The following is a 22314-nucleotide window of genomic DNA, read 5'->3' on the forward strand; positions in this document are numbered from 1 at the left end:
TGAAGAACCCTTTGCGGGTTAACTTCTGGCGCTGGTCCATTGTCTTCCTGATGGCTCCTTGCTTTTCGACAGGCTTGTCGGACGACAAGGACGACCTCAAGGCCCAGGTTTAGGGGGGCAGGTCACTTTGAATGGGCCAGATTCCGGTGGACAGCTCAACCACGTCTTCTCCGTGGACCACGCGGAGTTAGTATTCAGTGAGATCTTTGCCCTGGAAACCCTCGATGTTAAATTCCGAAGGCAGATGGCTGTCAAGGGCCAGGGCCGAAGCCCACCGCCTGGGTCAGGCCTTGGAGAAGTGTCAACCGCGAGACTCGCTACCCACTGGCTTCCCCACCAGGAGTCGACGTCCCTCAATGGATGTTGCGCCCTTGCCCTTACGGCCTGTCAACTCGAAGACCATCGAAATTTGGGGCTTTCCCCCATGTTCGGGACATACTCCCAATGTGCGCCATCCATTCTCCGCAACAAATCAGTGCATACCCCTATTTACCCGACAGGACTCCACGCATACACGACACCATCATGGGAATCTCACCTAACGATACGGTTGCATCTTCCCTCTGCTGATTGGCGAGGATGCGGCACTTGGAGGGGGGCAATATGTCACGCGATGCTGAGTACGCGCAGAAGCAGTTCCATGCGGAAAAGGCCGAGCGAGCCAAAAGCGAGCAGGTAGACAATGAACTGCGCACATTGCGCAGCAAGGTGAAGGCCCTTGAGGAAAAGGTCTCCAAACTCTCAACGGAGCTTACAACGAGAAGGGTCATTGGAGAGAACAAGCGAGGCTTTTCCTGAACGCAATATGAGTGATGAAGAGCACTAGCGGTGCACTACATAGGGGGGCATTGCTCGGTTAATCACAGGAGCACGTGCCAAGGGCAAGGGCAAGATTATCTGACGGTATCATTGTAACGGGAGGAAGTATGTCTCAGTGGTCCAAAAACAACGACGTTCTGAACACTGTTAACCGGGGCAACCCTTGTGAATCCGGCCTGTGCACCCTGTGCCGCGCCGACTGCTCCGGCAAGTGCGAAACCTGGCTCTCCAGCCTCAAGGGCCGCAGCCTGCTCTACCCCCGCGATTTCGGCACCGTCACTGCGGGCAGCAACAACACCTGCCATGTCGGCGTAAGCTACAATGCCCTGCGCATCCAAGGCTACAACTACGGCGCAGATGGCATGGCCCAGAACATGTCCACCTCTCCGGACAACTGCCTGTTCACCAAGGTCAACCTGGAGACGAGCTTCGGCAATGAGGATCCGGTCAAATGCCGTCTCCCCCTCATGACGGGCGCATTGGGTTCCACCTTCATCGCAGCCAAGTATTGGGACTCCTTCGCCATCGGCGGATCCCTGGCGGGCATCCCCGTTGTAGTCGGCGAGAATGTCGTCGGTGTGGACCGCCAATCCAAGCTCACCGCGAAGAAGATCACCAAGGCTCCTGAACTGGACCGCCGCGTGGAGACCTACCTGCGCTATCACGACGGGTATGGCGCCATCATCGTGCAAATGAACGTGGAGGACACCCGCAACGGCGTGGCCGAATATGTCATCAACAAGTACGGCGACAAGGTCTGCCTGGAGTTGAAGTGGGGCCAGGGCGCAAAGAACATCGGCGGCGAGATCGAGGTGGACAACCTGGACTACGCCCTGTTCCTGAAGGGACGCGGCTACCTGGTTGACCCGGATCCGGAGGATCCCAAGGTCCAGCACGCCTTCCACAGTGGCGCCATCAAGAGCTTTGCCCGCCACAGCCGCCTTGGCTACACCGATCTCACCTCCGAGGCCCAGGTCCGCGAGAGCTTCATGCAGTCCGTGGCCTACCTGCGCAAGCTGGGCTACAAGCGCATCTCGCTCAAGACCGGCTCCTACGGCATGGAAGCCCTGGCCATGTCCATCAAGTATGCCAGTGACGCCAACCTCGACCTGTTGACCATCGACGGCTCCGGCGGCGGCACGGGCATGAGTCCTTGGAACATGATGGAGACCTGGGGCGTGCCGAGCATCCTGCTGCACGCCAAGACCCGCGAATACGCGGCACTGCTGGCGGCACGTGGCCGCAAGGTGGTGGACATCTCCCTTGCCGGCGGCTTCGCACGCGAGGACCACATATTCAAGGCCATGGCCCTGGGTGCGCCCTTCACCAAGCTTATCTGCATGGGCCGCGCCATCATGATCCCCGGTTTCCTGGGGGCCAACATTGAGGGCGTGCTCCATCCCGAGCGCAAGGCTCAGGTCTTCGGCAACTGGGACATCATGCCCAAGGCCATCAGCGACCTCGGAAAATCCCCCGAGCAGATCTTCGCCTGCTACGAAGACGTCAAAAAGAAGGTTGGCGCCAAGGAGATCAAGAACATTCCCTTCGGGGCAATCGCCTTCTGCACGTTGGCCGACAAGCTCGCCGCCGGGCTGCAGCAACTCCTGGCCGGAGCGCGCAGGTTCTCCCTGTCCGAACTGTGCCGCAACGACATCGCCTCAGCCAACCGCGAGACCGAGTTCGAGACGGGCATTCCCTTCATTACCACTGTGCAGGATGAGACTGCCAGGAAGATCCTGGAGTCCTGATCCGAAAGAGGCCCCTTCCTTTTGGTGAGTGGGAAGGGGCCTCCCCCAAGCTTGGCTCGGCACGTCGGGCATGCTAGTGTCTGAACGTATCCCGATATGGATCAGGCATCAGGCGGAGTTTATGCACGACATGCGCAGAACCAAGTCCCAACTCATCGAGGAACTCAAACGGTTCCGACACAAAGAGGCGCACACCGACGCCCTTGCCAGAGAGCATGAGCGAGTCGAACGCGCCCTGCGCGAGCGTGTAAAAGAGCTGAATTGTCTCTATGGCATTTCGCACCTGGCGCAAAACAGGGAACTGCCAATGGAGGAGTTGGTCAGGCAGGTTGGAGAGTTGGTCTGCGCCTCCTGGCAGTACCCAGAAATTACTTGCGCCCGCATCCGCATCGAAGCCCACGACTGCACCACCCGAAACTATCGCAATAGCCCCTGGAGCCAATCAAGCCCCATCAACATCCAAGGGGAACACCTTGGGGAAATCGAGGTGCGCTATCTGGAAGAACGCCCGGAGAGTGATGAGGGGCCGTTCCTGCGAGAGGAGCGCAACCTGATTGACGCCGTGGCCCACAAGCTGGGCCGCTTGGTGCAGGCCAACCGCAGCGAGGCCCACATGCGAGTTCTCTCACGCGAACTCATCAAGGCTCAGGAGAATGAACGCCTGCGCATCGCCACGGAACTGCACGACCATCTGGCCCAGGACCTCGCCGCGCTCAAGCTCGACCTGGGAGAACTCATGGAGCATCCACCGGCGCCTGGCCTTCCCATGCAGAACCGTTTGGCTGAACTCACTGAAAGGCTCTCCGGGGCCATCTCGTCCATTCGCAACTTGGCCTACGACCTGCTTCCCCCGGGCCTGGAAGACCTGGGCCTCGTGCGGACCCTTAGGCGCTACTGCACGGACTTCGCCAACCGCAGCGGGCTTGCAGTGGACTTTTTCGCCGATGGCATGGAGGGTGTGCACCTCGGCTTCGAGACCCAGATCAACATCTACCGGCTGGTCCAAGAGTCCCTGACGAACGTTCGCAAGCACGCCCAGGCCAGCTGTGCCACAGTGCGGATCATCCGCTCTTACCCGAGCGTTATCGTACGCATTGAGGACAACGGGCAGGGGGTTGACCTTGAGCACCGCCTGGACGAGTTCTATCAGAGCAAGAAGATGGGCATATGGGGCATGCGCGAGCGGGCCAGGCTCCTTGGCGGGCACATCACCCTGCGCTCACGCCCAGGCCGAGGCATGCGCATCCACATTGAAATCCCCCTGGAGAACATGAACAATGGTGCATAAACACAAGATTCTGGTCATCGACGATCACCCGATGTTCCGTGATGGTGTGAAGACCATTGTCCGGGCCAACCCAGCCTATGACATCGTCGCCGAGGCCGGGACCTGTGCCGAGGGCTTGGCCCTGGCAAGAAGCCTCCAGCCTGATCTCGTCATCGTGGACATCTCCCTGCCTGACGGCAACGGCATTGACCTAGCGCGCGACATCCTGACTTACGCCCCGGAGAGCAGGGTGCTCATGCTCAGCATGCACTCCAAGGTCGAATTCATAGCCACGGCCTTCCAGGCTGGTGTCTCGGCCTACCTAGCCAAGGACTCCAGTCGAGACCAACTCCTGCAGGCCTTGGATGCTGTGTTGGCAGGCAAGCAGTACCTTGACGGCTCCCTCTCACCCAGGGTGCTCAGCGAGTTGCTCTTGCGCACCAACTCGGAAACGCGCATGGCTGACGCTTCCTACGGCAAGCTCTCACGACGGGAACAGCAGGTGCTGCGGCTCTTGGCCGAGGGACAGGCCCCGGCAGCCATCGCCGAGCGGCTGTTCATCTCCCGTAAAACCGTGGAGAACCACCGCACCAACATCCTGCAAAAACTCGGCATCAAAAGCCCCGTGGCCCTGGTGCGCTACGCGGCGCGCATGGGTCTCATCGACCTGGACACACAAGAGTAATGACGAATCATGCGGGCTTTCCGCGCCAAGCTCGCGGCATTGACAGTGCCCCCCCGCCTTGCAGTCCGCACAGGCTCGCAACAAAGCATTCTTGTTGCCTGGTGGCGATTTGTCTCCTGATGACCACGCACCGGCACGGCAAATATGGTTACAAGCTGGTAGATTCCTGCCACCGAAGACGGAAGGACCTCTTCCGCCGAAGAAGGGATCAACGGTTGCTCCTGCCACCTTATGGTCGGTATGGACGGCACAGGCCGAGCTGTCATGTTGGCCGAAACGGTTCTGTGCAGCCTTTTCCTTGTACCCAATCCCCTGGTGTGATTTCAGAAGCAAAGCACCTAGGTGAGGTGGTTCTGCACAACCGTGACATTGCGGCCTTTGGATTTAGCAAGATAGCACGCCTCATCTGCGCAACGCATAAGTATATCAATACTATGCGCTCCGTTGTCGCAGGTGGTGACGCCGACACTTACAGTTAAACGCAGCGCATTTCCATCCACCCAGAAAAAGTTGTCTTCAAAAAAAAGGCGAATTTTCTCGGCAAGGCGAAAGGCTGATGCCGAATTTGTGTTTGGGGCAAGAATTCCAAATTCTTCACCGCCAATGCGGCCAATGGTGTCAGTTGTCCTCAACATGCTGGTCAAGGAATCTGCAAGAAACTGTAATGCCCGGTCACCGGCAGCATGTCCGTATGTATCATTAATGCTTTTAAAGTAGTCGATATCGAGGAGGATTAGGGATAGCGGGAGACAGTTGCGTTTTGCCTGGTTGATCTCGGATTCCGCTTGGTCCATGAAGTATCTTCTGTTACGCAATCCGGTCAGGCTGTCGGTTGTCGCAAGCTGGGTCAATGTCTTTTCTGCGATCATCTTATCCGTAATATCTCTGTAGCTCCAAAGCCTTCCAGAAATATTTCCTGCGTCCACCAAGGGACAGGAATATTGCTCCAGTACAGAGCCGTTTTTCAAATGGATCAAGTCCAGTCTGCATCCTTCGCCTGAGCAAAGCTCATGCATATTCAGTAGGTGCTCAGACTCGGGGGAAACAGATCCGACCATGCCGGACAGCACAAATTCTCTTATTGTACTCTGTTCGAGATGGGGATCCAGATTCCATACTTTCAAGAATTGAGTGTTGTAGTGTATGATTTTAGAGTTGACATCCAGCACAATGATGCCATCGCTTGTCGATTCCAATATTAATTTCAGCTCGTAAGCCTTTTTGCTTAAGGACGTCTCCGTCATTTCTTCGATTTTTCTGGCTATTGTAGCAATCTCGTGGTTTGAGAATCTACTTGTCGGCATGGGAGAGTGCTTGCCATCTGTAATGTCGGCAATGCGCTTGCCAAGCGAAGTCAAGGGACCGACAAACCGTTTCTCGTATATTTTGACCTGTGCCAACCCCAAGGCTATCGCCATCAGGATTAAAAAAAGCACGAACAGGGAAAGTTTTACGCGTATTGGTGTTGTTATTTCGGAGCTGTCTATTGCAGAGACGATGGTCCAGTCCGTTGACTTCAATTTTTTGTAGACTGCCATCCGGTTTCTTCCAGATAGTGTGTATTCAATGTATCCAGAATTTTCTGTAAGTAATTTGCTTAAACCAGGGACAATCGTGTCCATATCCTTTTGTATATATTCCTCGTTCTGATGCACCAAGATTGTGCCCTTGCTGTCCACCACAAAATTTGCTTGAGAATCGTAGTATTTTGCGGAATTCAGCAGGCTGTTTGCGTACTCGAGCGAACAGTCAAGTGAAATGACACCCGAAATATTGGAATGAGCATCGACGAGTGTCTTGGATATCGATAGAAGCCATTCTCCTGTTTGAATTTCGCGGTATGGGATACCTACGGACAGGTCTGGGAACTTTTTCATCGCAGAAGTATACCACGGTCGTGTCCTAGGGTCATAATTTGCGACCGGCGTATAGTCGTTGATCAGCAGATCGCCATTAGTGTACCCAGAGTAGCAATACTTAATATTTGAATTTGCATTTGTTATTGATCTGTATCGATTTAGTACGGTTTTCTCCATCGTTTTGTTGTGATTTATGAAGTTTGCAACATCTGAATCGTCCGCCAGTATTTTTGCTGTAACAATAAGACCTTCTAGAGTGGCCTCAGTGTATGTTGAAATTCTAAAGTTAGAGCTAATGATCTTTTGACGCGCTTCGTTCATGCCCAGCATATATATGCTTGTAGATAGTATTGCTATAAATACTGCAGACATCATCATCGAGCTTGCCAGCTCAATGAAGAAGAATTCGTTCTTCAATGTTAATTTATATTTAGAAAACACAGTTGTGGTCTCCGCTTAGCCTTGCATGCCGGAATCTAAAGTGCCCGCGAATATTCTTGCGACGGAAGCTGAACACACTGTAGCACGCGGTTGGCTCTGAACACCCAGGCCATTGGGGGGGGTAGCCTTTTGCCTGTCCTGCGCTGATAGGCCTCGGAACATATCAAGATTTAAAACATTAACACTTTACTTCAATTAGCTCAACAAACATTGATCCAAAGTCTCACACGTTTTTGTGTCCAGCCATCAGCTGAGCACTCAGCTGAGCACCCCGCGGGTAAGGGGTGGCATTTCCTCTGATCGCACAATTCCTGAATGTGGCCTCCTGGAATTCGGCTGTATATGTCGTCAGAGCCATTCTTCTGCGCTCACCAGGCTATTCCAAATTTGCAAATCAACGTGACAGGTTGCATGTTGTTCATCGTTCCAGCCCTGGACAGCCCCACCTGTGGTGTATTCCCATCTCCATCACATGCCGTCCAGCCGCTCAATCGCCGCAAATGAGGCTCGGATTCTTGCATGCGTCTCGTTAGTGCTTTTACAGGTCTGATGATGCGGCGTGAACGCGCTACAGGGCTATCCCACTTGGCCTGCGAGGCCACCGGATTCGATCCCAGTTCGCGCATGGCTCACTTTAGGCACAGGGCTTAACGCTTGCCCCTTGTTTCGTTTGACAGATCCTTCATTTCTGGCGGCAGGAGAAAGGGTCGCGCTATGCAGAGGTCATCACGAACCGCGGCACGCTTGAGGTGTGTGAACTCCAATGACAGCAGCATGCGGAATGCCCAAGGCCTAAAAATGTATTATGGATTCGAAGCATGTGCTGTGGTCAGCGCCTTCGCAACGCATAGGCCAGGGGTTCAATCCAACTCGTTTCCATCAAGAAAACAACTGGTTGCAGCAGAAATGCCGCAGCCCGTTTCTTGTCATTTTCTCTCCGCCTGCCGCCGCGGCACCTCCTGCGCACTCCCCGCGCCCATCAACACATGGCCATTTGTGCCCGTCATTCGAAAAATCGGTTGCCCCTTCCCCGTTTTAATGTGTATGTTCTCGTTATTCTGGAGATATCGCATCCATTCCGGGAGCTGCCCATGCAGGAGTTCGCCCGCATTATCGCCGCCAGCGAAGATTGGCTTATGGAGCGCGTGCTGTCCTACGCCCTGAGGCAGGGATACACAAAGTACACATCCACCCAAGCCGAGCCTTGGCGCCTGTCCATCCGCGGACTCTCCGGCGCGCTGCTGAACGCATTGCCCGGCTCTCAAGCGGGTCTGGAGTTCGGGCCGGACGACACCTTTTCCGAGGATCCGGCGTCGGTCTTCGCGGTCCAGGAGGCGCGCCTGCACAGGGCCAGGGGCATCAGCCTGTCCATGTTCCTCGGCCTGCTCAAGTACTACCGCCAGGCTTACCTGGACCTCACGGATGAAGCCGACCCGGTCGACGAGCGGCCCCTGACCCGGCCTTTCGTGGAGCGTTTTTTCGATCGCGTGGAGGTGGGCATCGCCTCGGAATGGTGCGCCATCTCGGAAACCGTGCAGCACGGGGAGCTGCGCGAAGCCAACAGGCTCATCGTCAACGAAAAGAACCGCTACCTGACCGTATTCAAGAGCCTGGCCGCACCGGTGGTCTACATCGGCAAGGACGGGCTCGTTCAAAACATCAATGCGGCGGCAACCGACTGGCTCCAGAAGGTGTCTGGCTTCGGCGGCGCCTGTTCCCCCGCCGGGACGCCTCAGGCCAGCGGGTCCGCTGACGGCGCAACCTATCGCGGGCGGGCGGCGAAGGAGCTGTTCCCCTGGCTGGAAGAACCGCTCATGCGTGTGCTCCGGGGCGACGACGCCAGAGTGACCCTTGAACATCGGCTCGGAGAAGGCGGGACCGTCTGCGACATCAGGGTGACGATTTCGCCAAGCCTGGACATGAGCGGGAGATTCGAAGGCGCCGTGCTGGTCCTTCAGGATGTGACGGAGCTCCGCAAGGCGCAGGAGCTCCTGAGCAAGTCCAACCAAGTTTTGCAATCTGAGGTCCAGATGCGGACCAGCGCGCTCGAGGAGGCCAACCGCCGCCTCAAGAGCGAGGTGCGCGAGCGCGAGCTTTACCAGCAGGCCCTTACCGAGAGCGCCGCCCTCTACCGAGCCGTGGTGGAGGATCAGGGCGAGCTGATTTGCCGTTTCAAGCCCGACGGCTCGATCCTCTTTGCCAACAAGGCTTACATGCGCATATTTGAAGGCAGCTCTGTGCCGCTGGCCGACGGAGCGGGCCTGTTCCTGTACGACGGCAAACAGCGGTCCATCGGGGAACTGCTGGCCATGGTCACCGTAGATGCCCCGGTAATGAGCATTGAGCAGCAGGCCGTCACGCCCTCCGGCCAGCGTGTGTGGTACGTCTGGACCTGTCGGGGCATCTTCGACGATGCCGGCCAGTTGGATGCCTACCAACTGGTGGGCGGAGACGTCACCCGGGCGCGGGAGGCCGAGCAGGCCCTGCGCGAGCTCAACGAGTCCCTGGAGCGGACCGTTCGGGAGCGCACGGATACGCTCGAGGAGCGTGCCTTGAGCTTCGAGCGCATGAACAAGACCCTGACGACGCAGGTGGAAAGCCGGCGGCAGGCGGAGCTGGCCCTGGCCAAGGCCGCGGCCGAGCAACAGGCCAAGGTGCGCCAGATCACGGCGCTGTATGGCTTGTCCGAGGTGCTGGGCAAGCGCTGGGACAGCGAGCTGGAGATGCTGGACCATGCGGTGAGCGCGCTTCAGGGGGGATGGCGCGACCAGGACGGCACGGAGGTGGAGATCGTCTTTGACGGCCAGGCCTGCCGCAGCAGTAATTACCAGGAAGGCTGCGAGTGCATGACGCAGCTCCTTGCCCCCTTTGGACAGGAGCGGGGAAGCTTGACCGTCTGCCATGCCGGACCATGCAACCTGACGGCCCCCCGGCCCTTCATGGCGGACGAGGAAGAGCTGTTCACCAGCATGGCGCGCCAGCTTGAGCGGGCGCTTGAGGGCCATATCTCGCATTCGCGGCTGGCCCAGTCCGAACGCGAGTTCCTGGAGTTCTTCGACAACGCGGCCGAGGCCATCATCATCCACGACGAGAACGGGCTGATCCTGGACGTCAACACCAACGCGGGCATCTGGCTCAACCTCGCCACCGAGGGCATGGTCGGCGCAAACCTTCTGGATTTTACCTCGGCGGAGGACAGGGTGGCCATGGCCGGGCGGTTTGTGAACGCCCTGCGCGAAGCTCCGGAAATCTTCCAGACCACTTTGCGGCGCAAGGACGGGTTCGCAATTCCCCTGGAGATGCTCTGCCAGGCGCAGGACTACCAGGGGCGCAGGGTGCTGGTGAGCAGCGGTCGCAACATCGCCAAGCGCCTGCAGGCGGAGGCCGAAGCCCAGCGGCGCATGGCCCAGGAACGGCTGCTGTCCGGCATCTCCACGCGCCTGGTCAACGCCACCGGGCCGCATGTTCCCGTAGCCCTGGCGGAGACCCTGTCGGAGATCTGCGGGTTCGTCGGCATGCGGCGCGCGGCCATCTATCATTATGTTGCCCCGTTCAACCGTTTGGAGCTGGCGTATCAATGGGCGGCCGACGGGCTGCAGCCGCTGCCCAGCTCCATGAAGCGCCTGGGCCGCATGAAGGCTCCCTGGCTTCTTGAGCGCGCCATGACCAGCGAGTGGCTGCCCATCCGCGACGTGGCGCATTTGCCCCCGGCGGCGAGCAAGGAGAAGCGGCTTCTGGTCGAAGCCGGGATATCCAGCCTGACCCTCATCCCCATGTCCATCCAGGGGAAGCTCCAGGGGTTGTTCCTGGTGGCCGACTCGATCACCGCCGAGTCGCCGTCCCCAGACCCCCAGCTTCTGCTCCAGTTCGCGCCCCTGTTCTCGAACGTCATGTTGCGCCAGAGCACCCGCGAAGCCCTGCGTGAGAGCGCCAGCCTCGTCACGTCCATCCTGAACGCCCTCTCGGCCTTCCTGTGCGTGCTCGACAAGAAGGGCGCCATCACCCTGGTCAACCAGGCCTGGCTGAAGAATGGGGCCAAGAGCGGCCCCACCGTGGCCGGAAGCCTGACCGTGGGCGACAATTACCTGGACTACTTAAGCCAGGCTGCGGAACAGGGTGACGAGTACGCCTCCGCCATCAAGAAGGGCATCGGCTCGGTGCTTTCCGGGCAGGCCGACCTGTACCGCCTGGAGTTCCCCTCCCGCTCCGGACCGGCCCTGCACTGGTACCTGCTGGAGGCCACTCCTGGCGGCAAGGGCGCCCGCGGCGCCGTGCTCACGCACCTGGACATCACGGCCAGGAAGCGCGCCGAACGTCGCCTCAGCCGCAACGAGACGCGCTACAGAACGCTGATCGAGGCCCTGCACGAGGGGCTGCTCATGGTACGCCAGGGCGGGATCCTGGCCTACCTGAACGAACAGTTCGCCAAGATGCTCGGCTGGCCCAGGGCCACGCTGCTGGGCCGACGGCCAGAGGAGTACGTGGCCGCAGAGAGCCTGGCGCGCCTGTCCGCCCTGTTGACTTCGGACACGGAGACCCGGCACGCCGAGGAGATCGTCTGGAACCACTCCACCGGCCGCCATGTGTACACCCTGGTCTCCTCCTCCAAGACCCTGGACGAGGACGGCAATGTCCTGGGCACCTACGCGGTGGTCACCGACACCACGGAACGCAAGGGGCTGGAGTCGCAGCTCCTCCAGTCGCAGAAGCTGGAGGCCATCGGCCAGCTGGCCGCGGGCATCGCGCATGAGATCAACACGCCCGCGCAATACGTTGGCAACAACGTGCAGTTCGTCAAGGGCGCCTTCGAGGACATGCTCGCCATTTGCGACAAGGCCAGGGAGCTGGTGCGGGCGTCCACGGAGACCCCGCCGACCCTGGCGGACATGCAGGCCCTTGCGGCGCTCATGGCCGAGCGCGACATCGACTACCTGGAGACCGAGGTTCCAAGCGCCATCGCCCAGACCCTGGAGGGCGTGGAGCGCATCAGCACCATCGTGCGCTCGGTGAAGCAGTTCGCCCACCCGGGCGCGGCGGTCATGGCTCCGGCTGACCTGAACGAGGCAATGCGCAGCACGGTGATTGTGTCGCGCAACGAGTGGAAGTATGTGGCCGAGCTGGCCCCCGAGCTGGACGACAGCCTGCCGCCGGTGGTCTGCATGATCGGCGAGATCAACCAGGTGGTGCTGAACCTCATCGTCAACGCGGCCCACGCCATTGCCGACGCCATCAAGGCCGATCCCGAACGCAAGGGGCTCATCACCCTGCGCACGAAGCTCGCCCCGCCCTGGGCCGAGATACGCGTCTCGGATACGGGCACGGGCATTCCCCTCGCCGTGCAGGCCAAGATCTTCGATCCGTTCTTCACCACCAAGGAGGTGGGCAAGGGCACCGGCCAGGGGCTCACCATCTCGCGCTCCATTGTGGTCGAGAAGCACCACGGCCAGATGTTTTTTGAAACCGAACTCGGCGTGGGGACCACCTTCGTGGTGCGTCTGCCGCTGGAACGAAAGGACGAAGGGCAAGGATGATGAAGCGGAACATTCTCTTCGTCGACGATGAGCCGAACATCCTGCAAGGGCTGCGGCGCATGCTGCGGCCCATGCGCGAGAAGTGGGACATGCACTTCGCCGCCAGCGGGCAGGAGGCCCTGGAGATCATGTCGCGGGTGCCCATGGACGCCGTCGTCTCGGACATGCGCATGCCCGGCATGGACGGCCCGGAGCTGTTGCGGCGGATCATGCATGAGCACCCTGAAGTGGTGCGCTTCGCGCTCTCCGGCTACTCCGACCATGAGATGGTCGGGCGCAGCATCGCCCCTACGCACCAGTACCTCACCAAGCCCTGCGACGAGAAGAAGCTCGTCCAGGCGCTGGAAGAGGCCATGAACGCCCGGCGTTTCGTCACCAACAAGGCCGTGCTGGACAAGATCGCCCGCATCGAGCACCTGCCCGTGCTGCCCAGGGCCTACGTCCGCATCACCGACGAGCTGGCCAAGGGCGACCCCTCGCCCAAGGTCGTGGGCGAGATCGTGGCCGAGGACGTGGGCCTCACCGCCAACATCCTGAAGCTCGTGAACTCGGCCTATTTCGGCCTGGCGCGGCAGATCTCCTCGCCCCAGCAGGCGGTCATCGTCCTCGGGGTCAATGTCATCCGCTCGGTCATCCTCTCCCTGCATGTGTTCAAGAGCTTCGAGACCACGGAGGAGAGGTCTTTTTCCTTGTCCAAGCTCTGGTCGCACTGCATGCGCACCGCCAGCATCGCCCGGTGCATCGCCCAGATGGAGGGCATGTCCAGGGAGGATGCCGACAGCGCCTACATCGCCACCCTGCTGCACGATGTGGGCAAGCTTCTGCTGGACGCCCACTGCGCGTCGGAATGCCAGGATATCTACCGCGAGGTGCGCGAGAACAACCGCTGTGTGGCCGAGGTGGAGGCCGAGCTGCTGGGGCTGACCCACGCCCAGGTCGGCGCGTACCTGCTGGGGCTTTGGGGCCTGCCTTCAAGCGTTGTGCACGCGGTGGCCATGCACCACTCGGAGGACCCGGAGCCGGAGGGGTTCTGCCCAGCCGACGTGACCTGTTTCGCCAACCTGCTGGACCACGACATTTTCGTCTTCAACAAGCATTATGCCCGGCCCCAGATAATTCCCGGGCGTCTGGCGGCCATCGGCGGCCCGGACAAGCTCGCGCGGTGGCGGGACGCCGTAGTGGCTCTGGACCTCAGCGAGGAGGGAACATGAACAGGAAGTTGCTGTTCGTCGATGACGACGTGAACCTGCTGGAGAGCTTCCGCAGGCAGCTGCACAAGAAGGCCGAGGTCGTCACCGCCGCGGGGCCGAAGGCCGGCATCGAGGCCGCCGCGCGCCAGGGACCTTTCGCCGTGGTCATCTCCGACTACAACATGCCCGTGATGAACGGGGTGGACATGCTGCGGGTCATCCGCCACGGCAGTCCGGACACGGTGCGCGTGCTGCTGACCGGACACGCCGACCTTGAGATCGCCATCCAGGCGGTGAACGAGAGCAACATATTCCGCCTGTTGACCAAGCCCTGCCCGCCGGAAACCCTCGAAAAGGTGCTGGCCGACGCCTTCCGCCACCACGATCTCGTCACCGCTGAAAAGGAATTGCTGGAGCAGACCCTGAGGGGCAGCGTGGCCGTGCTCTGCGACCTCATCTCCCTGGTCAAGCCCGATGTCTTCGGACGTGTCTCGCGCATCCTGCCGTTCCTGCGCGGCGTCAGCAAGCTTATGGGCGACCCGCGCCCCTGGGAGACGGAGACCGCCGCCATGCTCTCGGTGGTGGGCTTCATCACCCTGCCCGATGCGCTCATCCGCAAGGTGGAAAAGGGCCAGCCCCTGACCGACTCCGAGCTGAACCAGTTCCTGGGGCATCCGGCCTTCGGGGCCAAGCTGGTTGGCAAGATCCCGCGCATGAACCGGGTGGCGGAGATAGTGGCCTGCCAGGAAAAGCACTACGAGGGGGGAGGCGTGCCCAAGGACGCCGCCCAGGGCGAGGCCATCCCGCTTGGCGCGCGCATCCTGAAGGCCGTGGTGGATTTCGACATCCTCCTGGCCAACGGCATGAGCAAGGCGGACACCATCACCAAGCTGGACCGGCGCAAGGGCGTGTACGACCCCAAGGTGCTGGCTGCCCTGGCCGAAGTGGTCAACGAACACGCGCGCTACGCCATGCAGAAGGTGCACCTGCTGGCCTTGGCTCCCGGCATGATCCTGGCCGAGGACCTCATCGGCCAGCGCGGTTCGGAGACCATGCTGCTCATGGCCAAGGGCCGGGAGCTGAACGAGACGGTCATCGAATTCATCCTGGACAATTCGCGGACCATCAAGATCAACCAGCCTGTTGCCGTGATCCAGCCGCTCTGAGCGGCCGGGAGCAAAGGAGACGAGAATGCCCCAGACCAAGGCCCGCGTGCTCATGGTGGACGATGACCCGAACCTGCTGGAGTCCTTGCGCCGGCAGTTCTCAGCAACCTATGACGTAGTGGTGGCCCAGGGCGGCGAGAAGGCCATGGAGCTCATGGCCTCAAGCGAACCCTTCGCGGTGCTTGTCTCGGACCTGAAGATGCCCGGCATGGACGGCATCGAGTTCTTGTCCAAGGCCGCGGCGCTGTACCCCGACACGGTGCGCATCCTGCTCACCGGGTTCGCCGACCTGAAGAACGCCATGGACGCGGTGAACCAGGGCTTCATCTTCCGTTTTCTGAACAAGCCCTGCCCGCCAGAGACCCTGGGCCAAGCCCTGGCCGACGCCCTGAGGCAGCGCAGCCTTGTGGAGGCCCAGCGCGAGAACTACTCGCTCAAGCGCTTCAAGCACCTTCTGGAAGGCATCGTGCAAGGCTTCTCCGCACTGGTGGAGGCGCGCGACCCGTACCTGGCGGGCCACCAAACCCGGGTCACGGCCTTGACCCTGGCCATCGCGCGCGAGCTGGGCCTTGGCGCGGATGACCTGGACATCCTGCGCATCGCCGCCCTGCTGCACGATATCGGCAAGGTCTATGTGCCGGCGGACTTCCTGAACCGCCCCGGCATCCTGCGCGAGGAGGAGTTCTCGGTCATCAAGATGCACCCCGAGGTGGGCTACGGCATCCTGAAGAATCTGGGCGAGGACTGGCCCGTGGCCACCATCATCCGCCAGCACCACGAGCGCATGGACGGCTCCGGCTATCCGCAGGGCCTGGTCGGGTCGGAGATAGTGCAGGGCGCGCGCATCATCGCCGTGGCCGACGTGGTGGACGCCATGTGTTCGCACCGGCCCTACCGGCCAAGCCTGGGCATTGAGGCCGCTCTGCGCGAACTGGAAATGGGCAGCGGCGTCAGTTATGACGAGCCCTGCGTGCAGATTTGCCTGCGGCTCTTCCGTGTCGGCGGGTTTGTGTTCCCGACGGCCCCGGGTGCCCTTTGAGCGAGGTGGGCGGCCCCGCGCCAGCGGGCCTTTGCTCCGGCGGACAGGCCCCGGCGACTGCTGAAGGGCAGGGCGCCCGCAGACGCGTCGTGCTTTTCGTGGATGACGAGCCCATCGTCCTCATGGGCCTCAAGCGCATCTTCCATCACATGGCGCAGAAGTGGGACATGCTTTTCGCCTCGGGCGCGCAGGAGGCTCTGGCGCTGATGGCCGCGCGGCCTGTTGACGCCATCGTCACGGACCTGACCATGCCCGGCCTGGACGGCACGGAGCTGCTGCGCCGCACCCTGCGTGAGCATCCCGACGCGGTGCGTGTGCTCCTCTCCGGCTACTCGGAGGAGGAGCTCCTTGGCCGGGCCCTGGCCCCGGCGCACCAGTTCTTCGCCAAGCCCTGCGACGAGCGGAGGCTCGCCAACGCGCTGGAAGAGGCCATGGACGCCCGCGCCTATGTCACCAACTCGCTGGTGCTGGAAAAGATCGGCCTGCCCCTGCTGCCCGAGGTTTTGCGGCGCATCGCCTTCGAGCTGGACAATGATGCCCCGGACATTGAGGAGATCGCCGCCCTGGTGACCGCTGACTCGGCCCTGGCCGAGGCGGTGCTTGAGCTCGTCGACGGCACGCGGCTGTGCGCGGGGCGCACGCTCGAAACACCCCGGCAGGCGGTGCTCGCCCTGGGGATCGAGATCGTCCAGCCAGCGGTCCTCTTCCTTTCCCTGTTCAGCCGCTTCGAGGCCGGCGGGGTGCGTTCCTACGCCTTGCCGAAGCTGAAGGCCCATTGCCTGCGCAGCGCGGGCATCGCCCGGGCCATCGCCCTGGACATGGGGCTTGCCGGCGCCGCGGTCGATTGCGCGTATTCCGCGGCCTTGCTCCACGACACGGGCAAGCTGCTGCTCGATGTCCTCTACGCCTCCGAGTGCCAGGAGATTATGGAAGCGGTCCGGGCCGACAACCGTCGGGTGTCAGAGGTCGAAGCGGAGCACCTCGGCCTGACCCACGCCCAGGTCGGGGCCTATCTCCTGGGCCTTTTGGGACTGCCTCAGCCCGTGGTGCGCGCCGTTGCCCGGCACCATGCCCACAGCCCAGAGCAGAAGGGATTCCATGCGGAGGACGCCGTGTACTTCGCCAATGTGCTGGACCACGGTCTTTTTGTCTTCAACGAGTGCTACGCGAGACCAGAGCCGGACCCGCTGAGGCTGGCGGGCATCGGCGGAGACGAGCGGCTTGGGCGGTGGAGGAAGGTTGTTCTCGGGCTGGGCCTGGGGCACGCCGGGGTCAATCGGGCCGGAGCCTAGCTGGCCGTAGCCTTCTGGGGCGTGAAGTCCTTGGGGATGATGTTGAAGGGCCGCAGGACTCTGGGGCGAGGCCTGGCCGCCGCCTGCCGCACCGCGTAAAAGGCCCACGCCGCCGCAGGGATCCAGCCCACCAGGGTCAGCTGCAACAGCAGGCAGGCCAGCGCGGTTCCGAACCGGTCCAGCCCGGCAAAGGCGAACCAGGGGTTCAGTATGGCGAGCAGTAGTCTCATGGCTGTCTCGTGCGTTTGTGTTGAAATGGTTCTTCGCAATAATTCAGACTAAAACTGTCTGAAATTGGATAAGCCCAATATGAGCACTCAAAAGCGATTGTCAATGGGGCGCGCACGGGCCGACGCGGGGAGCCGCTGCTAGGCCCGCTGCCTCGGGGGCGTGAAGTTTCTGGGGACGATGTTGAAGGGCTGGAGCCTTCTGGGCTGCGGCATAAGCTCCGCCCGCCGGATGGCCATGTAGGCCCAGGCGGCGGCAGGAAGCCAGCCGATGAGGGTGAGCTGCAGGCTGAGGCAGCCAAGTGCTGGGCCGAGACGCCCGAGGTGGGCGAAGACGACCCAGGGATTCAAGATGGAGAGTGCGATGTGCATAGGGACTCGTGTCGGTTTGCTGCTAAAGAGTGTCTTGCCATCTGCTGCTTTCCGCCAATTGCCGGTCTTTCGCCTTGAGCGGGCAAGTGCCAGCACAACGGAAAGAGCTATTTAGTTGTGCCGCAAAAAAAGTCAAGATGTATTATGTGAGCCGATGAACTTTCCCGCAGCATGCGAGGAAAGTGACCAGGCTCTCCGGGGAAGGCGTGAGTCTCCAGCTGGTATGGCGATGGATGGGGGCGTGTGGGAGTGGCTGGTTGCCAGGGGCTCAGGCGTTAGCGGGGAATCCAGATGCGGAAGGTCGAGCCCTGGCCCGGCTCGGAGACGGCGCCGATGCGCCCCCCGTGCTGGTCCACGGCCTTCTTGGCGATGAACAGCCCAAGGCCCGTGCCGCGCGAGCCCTTGGTGGAGAAGAACACCGAGAACAGGCGCGAGAGCGTGTCCGGCTGCATGCCGATGCCGTTGTCCTCGATCTCGAAGAACACGCCGCTGGCGTCGGGCCTGGCGCGGAACACCACCTCGTGGGTCTCCTTGGTGTGGTCTTCCAGGCAGGCGTCCACGGCGTTCTCCAGAATGTTCACCATGGCGGCGGAGAGCACCACGGCGTCCACCGCGAAGTTGCCCAGGTTCGGGGCTATCTCGCTGATGAAGCTCACGCCCAGTTGCTCGGCCTTGGGCGCCACGGTCTCGGCCACCTGCGTGGCCAGGTCGCGGGCCTCCATGTCGCGCAGCTGCAGCTCGCGCTTCTTGGCGTAGAACAGAATGTCGAGCACCATGCCCTTGATGCGCCCGATGAGCTCGGTGACCTTGCCCCAGCCCGCCTGGACCATCTCCTGGTCGCCCGTGCGGAAGCCCGCGTTGACCTTGTACACGCCGCCGTCCAGCGCCGTGAGCAGGCCCTTGATGCCGTGGGAGAGCGAGGCGATGAGCATGCCGAGGCTGGCCAGGTGGTCCTGCATGCGCGAGAGCTCGGTGATGTCGGTGGCCATCTCCATGACGGCCTCGATCTCGCCGTGCTCGTTGCGGATGGGCGCGGTCCACACCACCACCTGCACCGGCTCGCCGTCCTTGCCGCGCACGGTCAGCTCGCTCTGGTGCGCCTGGCCGTCCTCGAAGGTCTTGAGGGTGGGGCAGCCGAAGCAGGGCCTGGCCGTGCCGCAATAGGCCTCGTAGCACAGCCCTCCGCCGTTCCGGTCGGCCGGGTCGCCGAACTCGGCCTTGAAGCGGCGGTTGGCGGCCTGGATGCGCAGGTGGCGATCCTGCACGGTGATGAAGCAGGGCGCTTCGTCGAAGAGCTGCTGGTAGCGCTGGCGGGTGGCGCGCAGTTCGTCCTGCAGGCGCTGCACCTCGCCCGCGTCCACGGTGAGTTCCAGCACCAGGTCGATCTCGCCGTCCACGCCCTTGATGGGCGCGGTGTGCACCATGACGGCGGACAGGGTCTCGTCCGGGCCGAACAGGGCCACGCGGCTTTTCTGGCCCTGCCCGGTGGCCAGGGTGCGGCCCACGGGGCTCCCCGCCTCGGTGCCCGCTTGCCCGGCATAGACGGTGTAGCCCGGCTGGCCCACGCGGTCGCCCAGGCGCTCCCGGTAGAGCTGGTTCACGGAGACGATGCGCTGGTAGGCGTCCTGGATGGACACCAGGCAGGGCAGGCCGTTGAAGATGCCGATCCCGCCCTCCACGTCTCCGGCCACGCCGCCGATGAGCTGGGTGAGGCCCTCGACAGCGCCCTTGACGGCGCACTGGCGTTCCACGTCCATCAGGTGGTCCGCCTGCTGATGAACCAGCACCTCAAGGTTCTCGGTGTAGTTCTTCAGGCGCTCGCGCATGACGATCTTGGCCTTGGCGCGGTCCAGGGCGATCTCCAGCACGTCCGGCCCGGCAGGCTTGGCGATGAAGTCGCAGGCGTCGAGCTTGAGCCCCGCCACGGCCATGTCCAGGTCGCCGTGGCCGGTGACCAGGATGACCTCGGTGTCCGGGCTCATGGTCTTGATGCGGCGCAGAAGCTCCAGGCCGTCCATGCCGGGCATGCGGATGTCGGTGAGGACGACGGGGGGAAGCACGCGTTCAAAGACAGCCAGCGCCTCGTCGCCGCTGGCCGCCTCAAACACTTTGTATCCCATGTCGGCCAAGGTGATGCCGACTACCTTGCGGATTCCTGCCTCGTCATCCACAAGCAGCACGTTCATGCTCATCAAGCCTGCCCCTGGACTTTGATCGCAGCCTGTGAGGCTGGACCGCGCCCGCGTTCTGGAGCGCATCCTACATGAAGTCCCCCCGGAAGGGAAAGCTCCTCAAGGCGTCCGCTACGGCGCGCCGATGGCCCCTTCCACGATCTTCAGCACCTGAGCGGGCTCAAAGGGCTTGTTCACCGTGGCGATGGCCTTGCGGATGGCCAGGTGGATGCCCGCCAGGCCGCTTATCACCACCACGGGCAGGTCCTTGAACTCGGGCTTCTGGCTGAACTTGCGGTAGAACCTCGGACCCCATTCGTCGGGCATCTCCAGGTCCAGGGTCAGCAGGTCCGGCTTTTCGCGCTCCATGACCTCCATGGCGGCCTCGCCGCCCGGAGCCGAACAGGTGGCGTAGCCGCGTTCCTTGAAGATGGACACAAGGTATTCCACGATATCAGGATCGTCGTCCACCACCATGATTTTCTTCGCCATCTTACGCCTCCTTCGTGTTCTGCTTCGAAATTCCGACTCAGCCGGCGGGAGCCGTCGCGCTCCGGCCTTCCAGGATCCTCTCGGCCTCCCGCAGGAGCGCCTCCGGGCTGGGGGGCTTCTCCACGTAGCCGTCCACGTCCGGCAGGCGCCCTCCGTCGCCGCTGCGCGACCCGCTCTGCACCAGCTTGAGCGAGTGCCGGAAAGTATCGCCTCCGATGGCTGAAACCACAAGCACCCCGGCCTGCCCCAGAACCGCGTCGGCCTTGAGCCGCTGGAAGAGCTTCAGGCCGCCCTCGTTGGGCATCATCAAGTCCAGGCTGACGAGGTCGGGCTTCCACTCCGTGGCCTTGCGGAAGCCCTCCTCGCCGTCTCTGGCCATCCTGACCTCATACCCCGCCGTCTCGAAGACCGCGGCGATGTAAAGTCTCAGGTGCATCTCGTCGTCCACGACGAGCACCCGGCCCCGGGCCTCGCCCGCCTTCATGGCCTACTCCGCGCGCGGCACCCCGTAGGGGCTCACGTCCACCTTGTCGGGGTGGTTCACGCTGAGCACGGGGCAGGCCGAGCGCAGCACAACCTGCTCGATGGTGCTGCCGAGCATGGCCTGCTCGGGGTCCACGTCCTTGGTGTGGTGGGCCATGACGATCAAGTCTGCCTTGGCCTCGCGGGCGTACTTCAGCACCTCCACGTGCGGGGTGCCTTCGCGCAGGGCGATGACGTAGTTGTCGAAGTCGCCCATGTTGGCCACGTACTTGTCCTGAATCTTCTTCTCGGCCAGGGCCAGCTGCTGCTCAATATAGGCCTGGGTGGCGCTGCTGGCCTGGCCCTCGGGGCCGATGTCCACGCAGTGGAACACGTGCAGCTTGCAGCCGATCTCCTTGGCCACGTTGCGGGCGAACTGGAAGGCGTAGTCGGCGGGCTTGCTGAAGTCCGTGGCGACCACGATGTTGGCGAAGTACGACCAGCAGGTGACGCAGGGGCGGCTGACGATGAGCACCGGGCAGCGGGCGCTCTTGGCCACCTTCTGCATGGTGGAGCCTGCGATGGCGCGGTGACGCATGGCGCCCACGTCTTCCTCGCGGGTGTGCGCGCCCATGATGATGAGGCTGGCGTCGTCCTTGCGCGCCTTGCGCAGGATCTCGGTGTGCGGCTCGCCGGTGGTGGTCTGGTAGACGCAGTCAGGGTGGTCCTTGCCGAGCTTCTCGTAATACTGGGCCATCTCTTCCTTCACCAGGCTCACCAGGTTCTCGTCCACATTCTCCTGCTCACCGGTGCGCACGTCGCGGTAGGTGAGGCTGAACCCGCGGCCGGGCAGGCCGAAGACGTGGTACACGAAGAGCTTGGAGCGGTTCTTGCGCGAGAGCTCAAAGGCGACGCGGGCGGCGTCGTCGCATGTGGGAGAGGCCGACGTGGCGAACAGGATCTTCTCAAACATAACTACCTCCTTAGTGCGCATTCCACGGGTGCGCCGTGAAAGGCGAGTTGCCAACCGATGCCTTCCTGAAACTCGAACAGGTTCACGACTGTTTGGAAGCGGAATTCGTCCATCCGGTCGCCAAAGACCACGTGCTTGAGCTGGCCCAGGGTCACTGGCAGGTCGAGCAGCGTCTCCACCGGATAGGGCTTGACCTCGATGTCTGCGCCATCCGTGCCCACCCCGCGCAGGGCGTGGTAGATCTCAAGCCTGGGCGGAGCCGGGTGGCCGATGATCTCCACCACCTTGGACAGCTCCAGCCGCGCGATGCCCGGAGGCATGCAGCCCTCGGCTGGCCAGCGGGAAAGCCCGGCGGCAAGGTCCTTGGCAAAGGGGCTCAAGCGCGTGAGCAGCGGGTAGGCCGCGAGCATCTGGACGAAGCTGCGCAAGGTGTAACCCTGTTCCAGCACAACGCGAGCCCCGAGAGCGCAGAGTGGGTCCGTCTCTTGCTTCCCGTCGTGCCGGAGCAGAAATCCATTCTTGGCGAGTGTGATAACGTCCATATTGCACATTCCGTTTGTATGCAATTGCTCTTCTGCTA

General features: G+C 61.9%; 17 protein-coding genes. 9 read left to right on the top strand and 8 right to left on the bottom strand.

The genetic code is table 11. The features are described from left to right. The first annotated feature begins 603 nt into the window (after positions 1-603). The 4 genes from RDU24_RS04485 (at position 604) to RDU24_RS04500 (ending at position 4519) form a co-directional block, all read left to right on the top strand. On the top strand, positions 604-798 hold the full coding sequence (locus tag RDU24_RS04485) for a hypothetical protein (protein WP_308734538.1): 195 nt from the start codon (positions 604-606) through the stop codon (positions 796-798). Positions 799-926: 128 nt separating this feature from the next. Next, the gene (locus tag RDU24_RS04490; RefSeq protein WP_308734539.1) at positions 927-2567 is read left to right on the top strand and encodes a glutamate synthase-related protein; all 1641 of its coding nucleotides are present in this window, start codon (positions 927-929) and stop codon (positions 2565-2567) included. 130 nt (positions 2568-2697) lie between these two features. Further along, the gene (locus RDU24_RS04495; protein WP_308734540.1) at positions 2698-3855 is read left to right on the top strand and encodes a sensor histidine kinase; all 1158 of its coding nucleotides are present in this window, start codon (positions 2698-2700) and stop codon (positions 3853-3855) included. Further along, positions 3845-4519 (top strand): response regulator transcription factor, encoded by a 675-nt coding sequence (locus RDU24_RS04500; RefSeq protein WP_308734541.1) that lies wholly within the window; start codon positions 3845-3847, stop codon positions 4517-4519. Before RDU24_RS04495 ends, RDU24_RS04500 begins: the two co-directional genes overlap by 11 nt. 338 nt (positions 4520-4857) lie before the next feature. On the opposite strand, the gene RDU24_RS04505 is transcribed toward RDU24_RS04500, so the two are convergent. After that, positions 4858-6819 carry a sensor domain-containing diguanylate cyclase gene (locus tag RDU24_RS04505; protein ID WP_308734542.1) on the bottom strand — a complete coding sequence of 654 codons (1962 nt, stop codon included), beginning with the start codon at positions 6817-6819 and terminating at the stop codon, positions 4858-4860. Between the two features lie 1091 nt (positions 6820-7910). Here RDU24_RS04505 and RDU24_RS04510 point away from each other — a divergent pair. From RDU24_RS04510 to RDU24_RS04530, 5 genes are all read left to right on the top strand, one after another. Further along, positions 7911-12350, top strand: a complete 4440-nt coding sequence (locus RDU24_RS04510) for a PAS domain S-box protein (protein ID WP_308734543.1) — start codon at positions 7911-7913, stop codon at positions 12348-12350. Beyond that, complete coding sequence (locus RDU24_RS04515; protein WP_308734544.1) at positions 12347-13561, top strand: response regulator; 1215 nt, start codon at positions 12347-12349, stop codon at positions 13559-13561. Before RDU24_RS04510 ends, RDU24_RS04515 begins: the two co-directional genes overlap by 4 nt. Further along, on the top strand, positions 13558-14706 hold the full coding sequence (locus RDU24_RS04520) for an HD domain-containing phosphohydrolase (RefSeq protein ID WP_308734545.1): 1149 nt from the start codon (positions 13558-13560) through the stop codon (positions 14704-14706). Before RDU24_RS04515 ends, RDU24_RS04520 begins: the two co-directional genes overlap by 4 nt. Before the next feature lie 25 nt (positions 14707-14731). After that, the gene (locus RDU24_RS04525; protein ID WP_308734546.1) at positions 14732-15745 is read left to right on the top strand and encodes an HD domain-containing phosphohydrolase; all 1014 of its coding nucleotides are present in this window, start codon (positions 14732-14734) and stop codon (positions 15743-15745) included. Between the two features lie 89 nt (positions 15746-15834). Next, positions 15835-17037, top strand: a complete 1203-nt coding sequence (locus RDU24_RS04530) for an HDOD domain-containing protein (RefSeq protein WP_308734547.1) — start codon at positions 15835-15837, stop codon at positions 17035-17037. On the opposite strand, the gene RDU24_RS04535 is transcribed toward RDU24_RS04530, so the two are convergent. The 7 genes from RDU24_RS04535 to RDU24_RS04565 form a co-directional block, all read right to left on the bottom strand. Next, positions 17034-17267, bottom strand: a complete 234-nt coding sequence (locus RDU24_RS04535; protein ID WP_308734548.1) for a YqaE/Pmp3 family membrane protein — start codon at positions 17265-17267, stop codon at positions 17034-17036. The genes RDU24_RS04530 and RDU24_RS04535 overlap by 4 nt on opposite strands. Positions 17268-17405: 138 nt before the next feature. Continuing rightward, positions 17406-17636, bottom strand: coding sequence for a hypothetical protein (locus tag RDU24_RS04540; protein WP_308734549.1), 231 nt, complete (start codon positions 17634-17636; stop codon positions 17406-17408). Positions 17637-17911: 275 nt separating this feature from the next. After that, positions 17912-19828, bottom strand: a complete 1917-nt coding sequence (locus RDU24_RS04545) for a hybrid sensor histidine kinase/response regulator (RefSeq protein WP_308734550.1) — start codon at positions 19826-19828, stop codon at positions 17912-17914. A 111-nt stretch (positions 19829-19939) separates the two neighbouring features. Next, positions 19940-20299: a DVU0259 family response regulator domain-containing protein gene (gene divK / locus RDU24_RS04550; protein WP_308734551.1), complete on the bottom strand. Its 360-nt coding sequence runs from the start codon at positions 20297-20299 to the stop codon at positions 19940-19942. A gap of 37 nt (positions 20300-20336) precedes the next feature. Beyond that, on the bottom strand, positions 20337-20783 hold the full coding sequence (locus RDU24_RS04555) for a response regulator (RefSeq protein ID WP_308734552.1): 447 nt from the start codon (positions 20781-20783) through the stop codon (positions 20337-20339). A gap of 3 nt (positions 20784-20786) precedes the next feature. Further along, the gene (locus RDU24_RS04560) at positions 20787-21734 is read right to left on the bottom strand and encodes a universal stress protein (protein ID WP_308734553.1); all 948 of its coding nucleotides are present in this window, start codon (positions 21732-21734) and stop codon (positions 20787-20789) included. A 2-nt stretch (positions 21735-21736) separates the two neighbouring features. After that, complete coding sequence (locus tag RDU24_RS04565; protein WP_308734554.1) at positions 21737-22276, bottom strand: hypothetical protein; 540 nt, start codon at positions 22274-22276, stop codon at positions 21737-21739. Positions 22277-22314: the final 38 nt, after the last annotated feature.

This window comes from Humidesulfovibrio sp., assembly GCF_031082295.1.
In the GTDB taxonomy this organism is placed as follows: domain Bacteria; phylum Desulfobacterota; class Desulfovibrionia; order Desulfovibrionales; family Desulfovibrionaceae; genus Humidesulfovibrio.